General features: G+C 41.1%; 13 protein-coding genes and 1 tRNA gene. 6 read left to right on the plus strand and 8 right to left on the minus strand.

Annotated features, from left to right (window positions below; all coding sequences use genetic code 11):
* Positions 1 to 16: 16 nt before the first annotated feature.
* From ACK4EX_RS01570 to ACK4EX_RS01585, 4 genes are all read left to right on the plus strand, one after another.
* Positions 17 to 102 (plus strand) — tRNA-Leu (locus tag ACK4EX_RS01570).
* On the plus strand, positions 72 to 497 hold the full coding sequence (gene rnpA, locus ACK4EX_RS01575) for a ribonuclease P protein component (RefSeq protein ID WP_409769088.1): 426 nt from the start codon (positions 72 to 74) through the stop codon (positions 495 to 497). Before ACK4EX_RS01570 ends, rnpA begins: the two co-directional genes overlap by 31 nt.
* Positions 494 to 2,125, plus strand: coding sequence for a S41 family peptidase (locus tag ACK4EX_RS01580; protein WP_409769090.1), 1,632 nt, complete (start codon positions 494 to 496; stop codon positions 2,123 to 2,125). Before rnpA ends, ACK4EX_RS01580 begins: the two co-directional genes overlap by 4 nt.
* Positions 2,125 to 3,363 carry an O-antigen ligase family protein gene (locus ACK4EX_RS01585; RefSeq protein ID WP_409769092.1) on the plus strand — a complete coding sequence of 413 codons (1,239 nt, stop codon included), beginning with the start codon at positions 2,125 to 2,127 and terminating at the stop codon, positions 3,361 to 3,363. Before ACK4EX_RS01580 ends, ACK4EX_RS01585 begins: the two co-directional genes overlap by 1 nt.
* On the opposite strand, the gene hemW is transcribed toward ACK4EX_RS01585, so the two are convergent.
* Together hemW and ACK4EX_RS01595 are read right to left on the minus strand one after the other, a co-directional pair.
* Positions 3,360 to 4,481, minus strand: a complete 1,122-nt coding sequence (hemW, locus tag ACK4EX_RS01590) for a radical SAM family heme chaperone HemW (protein ID WP_409769094.1) — start codon at positions 4,479 to 4,481, stop codon at positions 3,360 to 3,362. The genes ACK4EX_RS01585 and hemW overlap by 4 nt on opposite strands.
* 12 nt (positions 4,482 to 4,493) lie before the next feature.
* Positions 4,494 to 5,687, minus strand: a complete 1,194-nt coding sequence (locus ACK4EX_RS01595; protein ID WP_409769096.1) for a porin — start codon at positions 5,685 to 5,687, stop codon at positions 4,494 to 4,496.
* A 101-nt stretch (positions 5,688 to 5,788) separates the two neighbouring features.
* Here ACK4EX_RS01595 and ACK4EX_RS01600 point away from each other — a divergent pair, with 101 nt between their 5' ends.
* Positions 5,789 to 6,643: a hypothetical protein gene (locus tag ACK4EX_RS01600; RefSeq protein ID WP_409769098.1), complete on the plus strand. Its 855-nt coding sequence runs from the start codon at positions 5,789 to 5,791 to the stop codon at positions 6,641 to 6,643.
* A gap of 4 nt (positions 6,644 to 6,647) precedes the next feature.
* Positions 6,648 to 7,922, plus strand: coding sequence for a sensor histidine kinase (locus ACK4EX_RS01605; protein WP_409769100.1), 1,275 nt, complete (start codon positions 6,648 to 6,650; stop codon positions 7,920 to 7,922).
* Here ACK4EX_RS01605 and menB read toward each other — a convergent pair.
* From menB to aspS, 6 genes are all read right to left on the minus strand, one after another.
* The gene (gene menB / locus ACK4EX_RS01610; RefSeq protein ID WP_409769102.1) at positions 7,897 to 8,715 is read right to left on the minus strand and encodes a 1,4-dihydroxy-2-naphthoyl-CoA synthase; all 819 of its coding nucleotides are present in this window, start codon (positions 8,713 to 8,715) and stop codon (positions 7,897 to 7,899) included. The genes ACK4EX_RS01605 and menB overlap by 26 nt on opposite strands.
* Before the next feature lie 29 nt (positions 8,716 to 8,744).
* Complete coding sequence (gene fbp, locus ACK4EX_RS01615; RefSeq protein WP_409769104.1) at positions 8,745 to 9,755, minus strand: class 1 fructose-bisphosphatase; 1,011 nt, start codon at positions 9,753 to 9,755, stop codon at positions 8,745 to 8,747.
* A gap of 93 nt (positions 9,756 to 9,848) precedes the next feature.
* Positions 9,849 to 11,222, minus strand: coding sequence for a pyridoxal-phosphate dependent enzyme (locus ACK4EX_RS01620; protein ID WP_409769106.1), 1,374 nt, complete (start codon positions 11,220 to 11,222; stop codon positions 9,849 to 9,851).
* Between the two features lie 140 nt (positions 11,223 to 11,362).
* A complete protein-coding gene (locus ACK4EX_RS01625) occupies positions 11,363 to 12,142 on the minus strand; it encodes a lysophospholipid acyltransferase family protein (protein WP_409769108.1) in 780 nt (259 codons plus the stop codon).
* Complete coding sequence (locus tag ACK4EX_RS01630; protein WP_409769110.1) at positions 12,126 to 12,854, minus strand: DUF4197 domain-containing protein; 729 nt, start codon at positions 12,852 to 12,854, stop codon at positions 12,126 to 12,128. Before ACK4EX_RS01630 ends, ACK4EX_RS01625 begins: the two co-directional genes overlap by 17 nt.
* Positions 12,851 to 14,602 (minus strand): aspartate--tRNA ligase, encoded by a 1,752-nt coding sequence (aspS, locus tag ACK4EX_RS01635; protein WP_409769112.1) that lies wholly within the window; start codon positions 14,600 to 14,602, stop codon positions 12,851 to 12,853. The genes ACK4EX_RS01630 and aspS overlap by 4 nt, the downstream gene beginning before the upstream one ends.
* Between the last annotated feature and the right edge of the window lie 241 nt (positions 14,603 to 14,843).

The following is a 14,843-nucleotide window of genomic DNA, read 5'->3' on the forward strand; positions in this document are numbered from 1 at the left end:
GAGGGTTTTTCATTTAGCCCGGGTGGTGGAATCGGTAGACACGCAGGACTTAAAATCCTGTCCGCAGAAATGTGGGTGCGGGTTCAAGTCCCGCCCCGGGTACTTTGGTAGATCCTACATACAACTCCGTGGCCGATTTTAGGCTTCCCAAATCTGAAATTCTCAAAAAAAAAGCGGTTTTTGATTCGCTTTTTACAAACGGCAAGTCTGTAGTTTTCTTTCCAATTAAAATTCTTTGGACTGAAAATCAATCGTTTGGTGTAGCTTTTATTGCCCCTCGAAAAGCTTTCAAAAAAGCTCATGACCGCAACCGCATCAAGCGACTTTTGCGCGAGGGCTATCGCTTACACAAAAATCTCTTGAACTTGCACAATAAGAATATTGCTGTGTTGTTTATTTACATTGGAAAAAAATTGCCTCGTTGGTCTGAAATAGACCAGGCTTTTAAAAAAATAGTTCAAGAATTACCTTCAAAAATCGAAGAAACACAGATATGAAAAAGTCTTTCAGCATAAAAATAGCTCTTGTCTCACTCCTGCTGATTTCAGCTACCACGCTCAACTACTTTGAGATCCACAAGCAGCTGGATATATTCTCTCATATTTTTAAGGAAATCAACCTGTATTATGTAGATGAGACCGATCCAACAAAGTTGATGGACAAAGCCATCAATTCTATGCTGAGTTCTTTAGATCCATACACTACTTACATCAAAGAATCAGAAATCGAAAACTTTCGAATACAGACAACAGGCCAATACGGCGGCATTGGAGCCAGTATCAGAAAGCGCGATGACTATGTAATGGTAGTGAGCGTGTACAAAGATGCACCAGCCGACAAGGCCGGCTTGCGACCCGGCGACCTTCTACTCGCTATCGACGGCAAATCGCTCAAGGGATTCAGCGACAGCGAAGTAAGTGCTCTATTGAAAGGCAGCCCTGGCACAAGCTTTACGCTCAAAGTCAAGCGTGGTGACCAAACTTTGGATCTGAAAATTGTGCGCGAAGAAATTCAACTAAAATCTGTGCCCTACTGCGGCTATGTTGCCCCGGGTATCGGATACATCAATCTCACAAACTTCACCGACAAAGCCTCAAAAGAAATCAAAGAAGCACTCACTGACCTTCAAAAAAATGCTGACCTTAAAGGTTTGATTCTCGACTTACGAGGAAATCCCGGTGGACTTCTGAGCGAAGCTGTAAATGTTTCAAACATCTTTCTCCCAAAAGGACAGGAAATCGTAAGTACACGGGGGAAAATAAAAGAATGGGAACGCTCGTATAAAACACTCGATAATCCCGTAACTACTGACTTACCAATTGTTGTATTAATCAACAGAGGTTCGGCCTCTGCATCAGAGATCGTATCAGGAGCCATACAAGACCTCGACAGAGGTGTCATCATAGGCCAGCGCTCTTTTGGAAAAGGTTTGGTACAGCAAACGCGCAAACTCTCCTATGGCGCACAGCTAAAGGTGACAGTGAGTAAATATTACACGCCTTCAGGCCGTTGCATTCAGGCTATCAATTACTCCCAGCGAAACGAAGATGGCTCCGTATCATCTATACCCGATTCGCTGCGTAGAAGCTTTACAACGCGTAATGGTCGCACAGTGTACGACGGGGGTGGAATCGACCCAGATATTGTAACTGAACCTCGCAAGTATAGTCCAGTACTTACTGCATTAATTCAGAACAATTTAATCTTCGATTGGGCCACCGAATATGTGGCAAAAAAAGGCAGAAACACCATCGACGTTAAGTTTCAACTGTCAGAGAGCGATTGGAATGCCTTTAAACTATGGCTAAAAGACAAGGACCTCAGCTACCAAACCCGCACCGAAAAGCTCCTACAGGAAATCATGGAAACCACCAAAGATGAACAATATTTCAGCGAAATTGAAAGCGAATTACTCAAGCTTAAAAAACGCTTCCAGCGCTCAAAAGAAGACGATATCGAAAACAATAAGGCTGAAATAAAGCGATACATAGAAGAAGAGATCGTGTCGCGCGTGGCTTATCAGGAGGGCCGCATTCAAAAATCGCTTACAGCCGATAACGAGGTAGCCGAAGCCATCAAAGTTTTATCAGATCCGGAGCAGTATAGAAAAATATTAAAACTCTGATGTCTTTCAGCAACGGATGGTATAGCACAAGCAAGTATTTGATTCAAGTTGGCTTGTGCTACTTCACTGCTCTTTTACCGTTCCAGCCCACTTTTCTTCCGGCATCGCTTGGCATTATGATAGCTGGTGTCGGTTGGCTTATGATGTTTCCCTTTCACCGTCATTTAATTACATTTAATAAGCATGCTGCATGGGTTGTGGCATTTTTAGTCTTTTACTATTTGCTGGGTATTGATTTCTCTTTAAAATCAAAACAAACATCTGAAATTCTATCCGTACAAATTCCCATGCTTTTTTGGGGGCTTCCATTTGTGCTGTATTACAAAGAACTTGAAAATTCTCTTTTTAAGCTTTTAGAAAAAATCTTTGTAGTCTCTAGTATATTTTCAGCACTATTTTTTTTAGTAAATTTTATTCAAATCGAAATAGAAAATATCCCATTAGAATATTCCAAAAGATCTCCCTACTTCTTTTTGCCTGTCCACTATTTAGGCATGTATTATAATGTAGCCTTAGCTTTTTTGTTATTTGGGAATACTTTTAAAAGTAGAATATTTGCCATTTTTTCATGTAGTATTTTGATTTTGTCTATTGTATTGCTCTCTGTACGCATGCAATGGATTATACTCACAATGCTTCTTTCGGCCTACACCTTTTTTCACATAAAGAAATCCGTGACAAAAAGCAAGTTTTTTTATTTAGCATTTGGAACTATTGCCTTTGTAGTAACTGTACTATTTTCATCTGAAGTGCACCGCCGAATTCAAGAAACCATCGACGAGTTCAGAAGTATAAAATCAAAAAAAAACGACAAACAAACCAACCATCGAGTTTTCATTTGGAAGGAAGCCATAAATACCTGCAGAAATCTTCCCATTACCGGATTTAAACCTGGAATTGCTGATTCTTTGCTTATGGCCAAACTTGAGCATGTGAATGCCGAGTTTTGGGACGGTGAAAAAGTATATTACCTTCGGGATGGCTCATACAATTATCACAATCAATTTTTACAAGCTTTAGCTGAGCGTGGAATAGGAATTATTTTACTCATAGGCACGTTAACGATAGTAATGGTTTTTTCATCTCATCCTGCTTCAAATTACATTGTATTAATTTTTGTATTCTCAATGTTTACTGAGTCGATTCTTCAGCGACAGGCAGGTGTTTTTCTGTTTTCATTTCTTATGCCATTTTTGGCTTTTTTTTCAAAAAAATCTGTTTCGAAACTTAATTCTTAAATCAGAAGTTGTAAAGCAAATGTATCGGAAATAAATAAGTATTCAGGATTTATAATTAAGTGATCAGCTTTGAGATTAAAAATTCCTTTTTTTACTAAATCTTCCACTTTTTTATACCAATCAGAAAATTCTTCGTCGTCTAAAAATTTTTTGCATTTTTCAATGGAAATACCTTTTGAAGTCCGAATTCCGGTAATAATGATTTCGTTGAAGCGATTTTTGTTCGTCAGTATTTCTTCTTCATACCATTTTTTGTTTAAAAAAAGAGTTTTTTCATATAGAGCATTGTTTGAAAAATTCCACCATCGTTTGTCGTGTGCATAGCTGTGCGCCGAAGGCCCTAAACCCAGATATAAATCACCAGACCAGTAACCGCTGTTGTGGCGAGCCTCATGGCCTGGCAAAGCATAATTTGAGACTTCGTAGTGCAAATAGCCTGCGTGAGTGAGACGCTCGCGCGCCAGATAAAACATATCTGAAACAAGGGATTCATTCACTTCATCGAGTATTCCCTTTTTGTATAATTGATCGTATGCTGTACCTTCTTCACGTGTAAGTGCATATACACTGATGTGTTCAGGACCGATTTCAAGCATTTTCTGAAGATCATCGTCCCACTGTTTCAGCGTTTGTCCGGGAAATCCAAAAATCAAATCCAAATTGAAATGGGAGAAGCCGGCACTTTTTGCTAAGTCAATGCATTGTCTGGCCTGAGCAGCTGTGTGGTTTCGATTGAATATTTTCAGCTGTGCATCGTTAAAAGTCTGTATGCCGATACTCAGTCTGTCGATGCCCATTTCAAGCCAGCCTTCGAGTTTTTCGGAAGAGATATCTTCAGGATTGGCTTCCAGAGTACTCTCAACCGAGTATATCACGTATAAATTCCGAAGTACAGAAAATAGTTCTGATAAATCACTAAGATCTAAGAGCGAAGGAGTACCTCCACCAAAGTATAAGGTAGTGAATGAAACGTCTTGAAATTTCTCAGCCTGTAGCTCAGCTTCCTTTCGAATGGCACCCAGCGTCCTGTGTATGGTTTTAAGATTGGTAGAGAAATGAAAGTTGCAATAGTGGCAAGCCTTGTGACAAAAAGGTATATGAACGTACAAACCGGGCATTCCACCAAGTATTTAAAAGCCAAATTCTACCTGAAAGGTAAGCAATGCATCTCTTTGTCGGCCAGAAGGCTGAAAACGGTCAGTGTACCCTACGTTCAATTGTGCTTTTATGCGATGGCCTCGCAGATATCGAGATACTCCAGTTAAATATTCATCGAAGCGTGTAGCTACAGCTTTAATGTCTTCATCAGGCACGGTAGTGGCCAAACGCAGTGCCACTTCCCAACCCGGTGAAAAAAATTTACTCAGCTGAGCAGCATAGCCAGAGCCATTGTACACAAAGGCAATTTGACCATCGGTGTTTTGTGTAATCGGGTTGATAGTGTGTCTTCGAAAATATTCCGCTTGCAAAGCCCACCCGTAATATTTCGCAATGCCATCGGCTATGAATGTTGAAAAATTTCTGTGTTCGAAGAGCTGTCCGCCGATCTGACCACCGGTACGACTCGCATTTTTATTAAAAGAGTAACCCGCGGCAAGTGAGAGCTTAAAATATTTTTCTATCTCCAAATCGCCTTCGGTAAAATCACCTGCATTTAAAAATTTGCCAAAAGGCAGCCACTCTATTCTACCCGTATAACATAGCCCTGCAGAGGTTATTTGAGCATTACGACCTTCTCCGGTAGTGATTGCGGCTTTTACATTAATTTTTTGTGTGCTAAAGTGTTCGTTATAATAGAAAAAAAATCCAAAGTCGCGGTCTAGATTAAAAGTTGCATTGGCCAGTGACCTATCAACAAACTGTAAACTACCTGATGAAATTACACGCTGTCGGTTACCTGGCAGCTTTGATTGGCCGAATCCCATGTAGAATTTATCTGAAAACACATAGTACAAAATGGCATCGCGAATGATTTGTGGCGTATTACTGCGGTCGAGCTCCTGATCAGCCTGTGAAAACGACAATTGTACGTAATACTGCACTCTGGGACTCAAAACATAACCATCCAAACGTAGTCTCAGCCTTCGGACGCGAGCATCAAATTCTGGGGTATTGGTTTGATCATTTAGGATTATTCCAAAGCGATTTTGAATTCTTAAGCGAAGGTTTAGGAGAAATAGAGTATCCCTTTGTAGGCTTATTCCGTCCTGAATTCTTACCAGGGCACGTTCATCTGTTTCATTCTGAGCATATAAATCACTGATTAATAGCAGTTTGACAAAAACAAAAAATATTACTTTTTTAACTTTTTTTAATTTAACCACAAATCGATGTTGTTTTGAAATTCTGATTTTTATTATTTTATTTGTTGCAAAAGTAGGCTGAATACCTGCGAAAAATAATACTGAAATCAGCCATAGTTGGTATGCCAGGAATACTGACAAAAATTATTCGATTACTGTTTTTGGGAATTTTCCTTTCAAATCTTGCCTGCAACAATGTAAAAAATAATACATTTTTTACATCATCAAAGTACTCAGTCAATGATTCCATTCTGTCCAATATATCAGAAGAAATTTATTTCAATAATTATTACAATGATTTGGATAAAATGCTCCAAATAGTTGATAGTGTAAAATCTGAATATCCAGAACACCCCATTTTTGAAGCATTAAAATATAAAATTTTCGGCCATCACCATTTTGTACAAGGACACTATGAAGAATCAGAAAAATATTTTGACAATGCTTTAGATATTGCGAGAATTTATAAAAAACAGTTTCCTTTATTTTATGAAACTGTATTAAATAATGTGTCTGAAATATCGCAAAAACTATACAAGTATGATGAGGCAACATCATACATATTTGAAATGATCTACTTTGCTGAACAGATAAAAGATACAAATCAATTTAAAAAAGCATCAAGAATTTATCAATTAGCAAATATTCTTTACAACAAAGGAGATTATATCGGAAGTATTGATTTTTTGAGGGAATCGTTTAGAATACTTCAAACATACAAGCCCAATACGAATGATGAATTATACGAAACTTTATTTCTTAAATTTCACATCAAAAAACTTCAGGCTAGTGCTTTATTCAATATCTGGCTTTATGATAAAGCTCTCAATACAATTAATTATGCATACCAATTGGAAGACTCAATATTGCAAATAGACAAAGAGAGTATTGAATTTACAAAGGCAGTAAGTGCAGAATTAAAATATTTGCATTCGTATATACTTCTTAAAAAAAAAGCAATTCCTACAGGCAGATAGTATCTTGAATATTTTGGTTAATCAACCATACAAATATGAAAAAGTAAAGAAAAATATTTATAAAGCTTCATATCTTCTGGCACTTTCAAATGCAAAGCAAGGGAAAATAAAACAAGCCTATCAACTGTTGGATAGTTTGCAGTCTATACAACAAATATATTTGCATAATGATAAATATAGTTCTGAAATATTCAGGATAATTTCCCGTATTTATGAATCATTGAATGACTTTAAAAATGCCTATTTATTTAGAAAAAAATCTGCTGAAATAAATGATAGCATTCAAGTAGTAACAATCTTATCAAATTCTGATAACATTACAAGGGAGTATCTGCATTTGAACAATAAAATATCGGAAGAAAGACTCCAAAAAAACATTCAGAAAAACAAGTTTTTATTCATTTTATTTTTGATCATATCTTTAACTCTGATTTTTATTGTAACAATATTGTATGTTAGATCCAATGAAAACAAAAAGCATTTAAAACACGAACGTTATTTGTCGAATGAGCTTAAGAAAATAAACGAAGAATTGAAGCGAACGAATAGCATGCTCTATCAATCAGAATTATACAACAAATTTCTTCTAAAATACCTCGCTCATGATTTGAGAAATCCACTATCAAGCATTAAGGGTTTAGTAGATATCATTCGCTTAGAAGATGACAATAAAGATTTGGACACTTATTTAAATTTAATAGAATCACAAGCTTCTACATCCCTTGAATTTATTACATATTTACTTCATTCATCCTCTACATCACTTCACAAAAAGAATAATTCACTCAATGAAGTGATTGAAAGTTCCATTCAAACTACTTCTCAATCAGCAAGAAAGAAAAATGTTTTCATTGCTAATAAAGTTAATGAACCCATCTTTTGTTATTTTGATTACTATAAGATTTGGAGTTTATTAAACAACTTGATAAGTAATGCCATAAAATTTAGTCCTAGGGATTCATCTGTTGTAATAAATGCAACAAAATCTGATAGTCATGTTTCCATCTCAATAAAAGACAATGGAATCGGTATGCCTCAATCGCTTATAGACAAAATTTTAAATGACGACCTGATCGAAGGCAGACAAGGAACAGAAGGCGAAGAATCGTTTGGCATTGGTCTAAAAATCTGTAAACAAATAGTGGACCTACATAACGGAAAGCTCAGGATACAATCAGAAGAAGGAAAAGGCAGCACGTTTATTATCGAGCTGCCATGTGAAGATAAGGATATCTTAGAAAAGTCTGATAATTCTATGGAAACTTTGGAAACTTCTTAAAATCAGGTTTCCGCTTTTCAAGAAAAGCTTTGCGGCCTTCTTGGGATTCTTCAGTAAAATAATAAAGCAGTGTGGCATTGCCTGCAAGCTCCTGAATGCCAGCTTGACCATCGAGTTCGGCATTCAATCCGGCTTTGATCATTCGCAGGGCAATCGGACTTTTTTCCATAATTTCTTCGCACCACTTTACAGTTTCATCTTCCAGCTGATCGAGTGGCACTACGCAATTAACAAGTCCCATTTCGAGGGCTTCCTTAGCTGAGTATTGACGGCAGAGGTACCAAATTTCACGGGCTTTTTTCTGTCCTACGATTCGAGCCAAATAAGAGGAGCCAAATCCACCGTCGAAACTACCTACTTTAGGTCCTGTTTGTCCGAAAATGGCATTTTCGCTGGCTATGGTAAGATCGCACACCACGTGAAGTACATGACCTCCACCAATGGCATAGCCATTTACCATTGCAATTACGGGTTTTGGAATGCTTCGAATGAGTTTTTGCAGGTCAAGCACATTGAGACGGGGCACGCCATGTTCATCCACATAGCCACCAATGCCTTTTACGTTCTGATCGCCACCGGCACAAAAAGCCTTATCGCCGGCTCCGGTTAATACTACTACGTAGATTTCTGGATTTTCGCGGCATATGTGCATGGCATCAATCATTTCCTTCACGGTTTTTGGGGTGAAGGCATTGCGATAACGAGGACGATTGATGGTAATACGAGCTATGCCGTTGTAGAAGTCAAAAAGGATTTCGTCGTACTCTTTAATTGTTTTCCATTCTCTTTTCAAGACGTCAGTGATTTTTTCTTTTTATACGTTTAATCCTTGTACATGTTCATAAATTCCATGGCTTTAGTGACCATGTCGGAGCTACCCACAAAGTAGGGAACGCGCTGATGTAATTCAGTGGGCTGAATGTCGAGTATTCTTCTATAACCGTCGGTGGCCATACCGCCGGCTTGCTCGGCCAGAAAGGCAAGGGGATTGCATTCGTAGAGCAAGCGAAGTTTTCCATTGGGCGCGTTGGTGCCCTGCGGATAGATATAAATGCCGCCTTTGAGCATATTGCGGTGGAAGTCGCTCACTAGCGAACCGATGTAGCGACTGGTATATGGACGCTTTGTAGCGGGATCGCTTTCTTGACAGTATTTGATGTATTTTTTAACACCTTCCGGAAATTTTACGTAGTTGCCCTCGTTGATGGAATATATCACTCCTGATTTGGGCATTTTAATATTTTCATGAGAAAGGAGAAATACGCCCAATGAAGGGTCGAGCGTAAATCCATTCACACCGTGACCTGTGGTGTACACCAGCATAGTAGAACTGCCATACACCACATATCCGGCTGCTACCTGCTTGTGGCCAGGCTGCAAAAAATCTTCAAGCGTCACTTTAGTGCCGGGTGCTGAAAGTCGGCGGTAAATGGAAAAGATTGTGCCGACAGAAACGTTCACATCAATGTTTGACGAGCCATCGAGCGGGTCAATAAGTACCACATACTTGCTGTCTTTGTGAAGCTCTTCATCGAATGCGATGAAGTCGTCGTTTTCTTCAGAGGCTAATCCGCATACCAAACCCCTGGCTTTCAATGCATTGGTAAATACTTCATTGGCATATACGTCGAGTTTCATTTGAGTTTCGCCTTGCACATTCTGATGACCTACTGAACCAAGAATATCAGCTAAACCTGCGCGATTGATCTCTCGGTTCACAATTTTAGACGCGAGACGAATGGAACTCAATAACTGCGTGAGCTCACCGGAAGCGTAAGGAAAATCTTTCTGCTTTTCGATGATAAACTCGCCGAGGGTAACTGGACGCGACATAGCCAATGGGTTTTGTTTTATGGCAAATGTAAACAGTGCCAAGCGACTGATAGGGAAGAAAAGTTGTAAATTCTTGTGACAAAAAATACAAGCCTAACTAAGCAAGGCTATCAGGTCGTTGCGTGTAATGATGTGATAGTCATTGCCCCCAAGGTGCACGAGTACTGCGCCATTGTCTTCGGTAAAATAGTGTCGAAACTCTTCTACAGGAGTAGTAGCTTCAACAATGGGAAATGGACCACGCATCAGTTCGCCGGCAAGTTTATTCACGGCTGCCGGATCTTCGATTACGGCATTGAAGAGCGTGCGTTCGTCAAGAGAACCAACGAATTGGCCATCCCGCGTTACGGGCAGCTGCGAGATGGAATGTTTGCGCATCAGGCGAATGGCATTGCTGACAGGCTCCCCTACTCCGATGTGCAAAAGCGGCAAACGACTGTGCTTGTCCACAAAGTCTTTTGCCACCTTGTTGTTTTGTGGCAAAAAGCCGCGCTCGCGCATCCAATCGTCGTTGTAAATCTTGCCCACATACCGGCTGCCGTGGTCGTGAAAGAGCACCACAACGAAATCAGTAGGCTTGAGCATGTGCCTGAGCTGGCGCACCACGCCAAAGGCGCTGCCGGCAGAGTATCCTAGAAAGAGCCCTTCTTTCTTGGCCAATTCGCGTGCGATGAGCGCACCGTCTTTGTCGGTTACTTTTTCAAAGCGATCGATTAGAGAAAAATCCACATTGGCGGGCAGAATGTCTTCGCCAATGCCTTCGGTGATATAGGAGTAAATTTCGTTTTCGTCGAAGATGCCTGTTTCGTGGTATTTTTTGAAAACTGATCCGTATGTATCAGCCCCCCAGATTTGGATGTTGGGATTTTTTTCCTTCAAATAACGCGCTACGCCTGAAATAGTACCACCGGTACCCACTCCTACTACGAAGTGGGTAATCCGCCCTTCGGTCTGCTCCCAGATTTCGGGGCCGGTGGTTTCGTAGTGGGCCTGACGGTTTGAAAGGTTATCGTATTGATTGGGAAAAAAGGAGTTTGGAATTTCTTGATTTAATCGGCGGGCTACGGAGTAGTAAGAATCCGGATGGTCTGGTGCAACATTGGTAGGGCATACATACACCTCTGCTCCCATAGCGCGGAGGATGTCCATCTTCTCCTTGCTTTGCTTGTCGTTCATTGTGCAGATGAGCTTGTAGCCCTTTACAGCGGCAGCGAGTGCCAGGCCCATCCCTGTATTACCACTGGTACACTCGATGATGGTGCCTCCTGGTTTTAAACGACCATCGCGCTCCGCATCTTCAATCATTTTAAGCGCCATACGGTCTTTTGTGCTATGGCCAGGATTGAAATATTCTACTTTTGCATATACTGGGCAAGGGATGTCCTGAGCTATGCGATTAAGGCGAATCAAGGGCGTATTGCCTATAGCTTCGATTATACTGTTATAAACTCTTTTTTCGCGGGTCATAAGGAAAATTTGTTCTGCAAAGTAAACGAGCATTCGGTTGTAGGGCTTGTTAAAAGCAATGAGTGTACTAAGAGAAATTGATGTTGATATTTGGATTTAGAGCATTAAAAAAAAATTTTTCCTTTTTTTCAAAAAACAAATCACGATTTGCTTTGCAGGCCGGAGAGGATGATTTGATAGGTTTTATCGCGCAATTCGGTTTCTTCCACGTGTCGAAGTTTTGATACTTCGATGGGCGGATGTATAATGGCCGTAAGAACACCCGGACGACCTTTGAAAACGCTATAAGGAAACTGTTTCTTTGTGCGAGGAAAACTAATCGGTAAAATGTCCGTAGAAGTTTCAACGGCGAGTTTAAATGCGCCCATTTTAAAAGGTGCGAGCTCAATGGACTCCTTGGGCACACCCCCTTCGGGATAAATACAGACCGAATACCCTTGCGCGATTTTTTCAGCAGCTTTCCAATACACATTTTTTTTGCTGCTCAAGCTTTGGCGATCGACTAAAATATTGGTGCGACGGTAGTAATATCCAAAAAGGGGATATTTTGCCAATTCTTTTTTTCCAATAAACAAAAATGTATTAGGTACAGCTATCAGGGTCATCATGATGTCCATCATGCTGGTATGGTTTGCCGTGATAATGTACTGCTTTTTGCGATCGATCAGATGTCTGTTTTTTACGACTGGAATAAATCCTGTGAGAATCGTAACCACATATGCCCAGATGCGCTCAAACCGAAAGAAATACTTATACCACTCCGGTTTTAGTGAAAATATTGTAATAAAAGGAAACACTAAAATAATAGCAATAAAAATGCTGATGTAAAACCATGCCCGCCATAAAAGGCGAAAGGGAAGCCAAAACCACTTCCATCCATTATAAGGCGGCTTTTTTGAAGAATTATTGTTTTTTCTCATTATCGAGCCAGCCAAAGACGCGCTTCAGAATGTCGTTGACACGAGCGGCAGGGTCGCGACGAATAGCAGCCTCTTCGCGAGCCACCATTGTAAACAAGCCTTCGAGTGCGCGATCGGTGATGAAGTTTTCGAGATTTGGATTAACAGGAGTTACAAAAGGAATGTTGTTGTAAGCTTTGGCTAAGGGATTCCAAAGCGCTGTGAGTTCCACCTTGTCGATTGCTTCTTTAATAACCGGAGTAAAAGCTTGGCGAAGCTGATCGGATGTAGTGCGCTGCAGATATTGTGTAGCAGCCGTACTATCGCCTCTCCAAATATTCACTACGTCTGTAAAAGTCATTTGGCGAATAGCATTAACGAAAATTGGGGTTGCTTTTTTAGAGGCTTCTTCAGCTGCTGCATTCATGGTGCGCACAAACTGATCGACTTGAGCACCCAGACCCATGTCGCGCAAGGTGCGTTCCATACGAGCTGCTTCAGGCGGAAAAGGAATTCGAATCAAGCTGTTATTGAAAAAACCGCCATTTTCTGAAGTGAGCTTCACGGCATTGGTTATGCCTACTTCAAGAGCACTTTTAAGACCTGAAGTTACTTCAGCTTCACTTGGAGGTAGGGGATTGATTCCCGGAAGACCACCTACCTGTGTGAGCACATCACATCCATTTAGAATAAGAAAAGCGGGCAATAAAAAGAAAAACTTTTTTATTTTCATACATGTGGGTTTACAGTTGCAATATGCAATTCCTGGAGCTGCTCAGCATCGATGGGTGAAGGTGCATCTATCATGAGGTCGCGTCCGGCATTATTTTTCGGAAAAGCAATAAAATCCCGTATAGTTTCCTGGCCACCCAAAAGTGCAACAAGTCTGTCAAATCCGAAGGCAATACCTCCGTGTGGTGGTGCGCCGTATTCGAAGGCATTCATCAGAAAACCAAACTGTTCCTGGGCTTTCTCATCGGTAAAGCCAAGGAGCTGAAACATTTTTTTCTGTAGGGCGCGATCAAAGATTCGGATCGAGCCACCACCGATTTCATTTCCATTGAGCACCATATCGTATGCATTAGCACGGACACTGCCAGGATCGGTTTCAAGCAAATGAATGTCTTCAGGCTTTGGCGAAGTGAATGGATGATGCATGGCATGCCAGCGACCGGTCTCTTCATCCCACTCGAGCAATGGAAAATCGATTATCCAAAGGGGAGCAAACTCGTTGGGCTTGCGCAGGCCGAGCTTTTCGCCTAAGTACATGCGCAGCTCGTGTAAGGCCTTGCGCGTTTTCGCCTCTACACCGGCGAGGATAAGCAAAAGATCACCATTGGCTACCTTAGCTTTTTCTGCAATGGCCTCGAGTTGTGAGGGGGTATAAAACTTATCAAACGATGACTTCAGGCCGTTTTCATCTCTCTTCATCCACGCAAGGCCACCGGCACCGATCTGCGGACGTCGGACGTACTCCGTGAGTTCTTCGATCTGTTTACGGCTGTAGTGGGCACAGCCCTGGGCATTGATGGCAACGACCAATTCAGCCTCATCAAAAACTTTAAATCCAAAACCCTTTGCCACGTCATTTAATTCGACGAACTGCATGCCAAAGCGGATGTCGGGCTTGTCGCAGCCATAGAGACGCATAGCATCGGAATAGCTCATTCTATGAAAGGGACCTACTTCGATGCCCTTGATTTCTTTAAGCAATTGACGCACAAGGCCTTCGAAGGTCTGGAGTATGTCTTCTTGCTCCACAAAGGCCATTTCGCAGTCGATCTGAGTAAACTCCGGCTGGCGGTCGGCGCGGAGGTCTTCGTCGCGGAAGCAGCGAACAATTTGATAATAGCGGTCGAAGCCAGCTACCATCAGGAGTTGTTTGAAAGTTTGTGGACTTTGTGGTAGGGCGTAAAAGTGACCGGGATGGATGCGCGAGGGCACCACAAAGTCGCGGGCACCTTCAGGGGTTGATTTGATGAGAAAAGGAGTCTCTATATCGATAAAACCGAGTGAATCGAGATATCTGCGCACTTCCATACCGATGCGGTAGCGCAGCAGGAGGTTGTTTTTCAGTGGATTGCGACGCAGGTCGAGGTATCTGTACTTCATGCGCAGCTCGTCGCCACCGTCGGTTTCGTCTTCTATCGTAAAGGGTGGTATTTTACTGGCATTGAGTACCCTAAGGGTATGAGGGACTACTTCAATGTCGCCTGTCGGCAGGTTTGGATTCTTGCTGTCGCGCTCACGCACTATGCCAGTGACTTGTATGACGTATTCCCGGCCCAACTCATTGGCTTTATCGAAATTTTCTTTATTTGAATCTTCGTAGAAGGCAAGCTGTGTAATGCCATAGCGATCGCGAACATCTACAAAGGTGATGGCCCCGAGCTTGCGGATGCGTTGTACCCAACCGGCCAATGTTACTTGCAGGCCTTTATCGTCTAAACGCAGCTCTCCACAGGTGTGTGTTCTATACATGTAATAATTTTAAGACGAGCAAAAGTAGAAAAATCTGGTAGGCTGAATTGAGAGATAGAACATGAGAGACAAAAAGATTTGGTTAAAATTGGGTTTTGACTTGATACGATGGAAAAGAGAGTAGGAGTACCTGCAGATTAAAAATTAAGTTAATTCACAATGCGATTTGAAAGAGTTTTAATTGAACCTATTACAGTTAATTTTGTGAGGTTTTGTTTTTTATTAATATTAAAATTTTAGA

Origin of the sequence: Thermaurantimonas sp. (assembly GCF_046299575.1) — a bacterium.
Classification (GTDB): Bacteria; Bacteroidota; Bacteroidia; order Flavobacteriales; family Schleiferiaceae; genus Thermaurantimonas.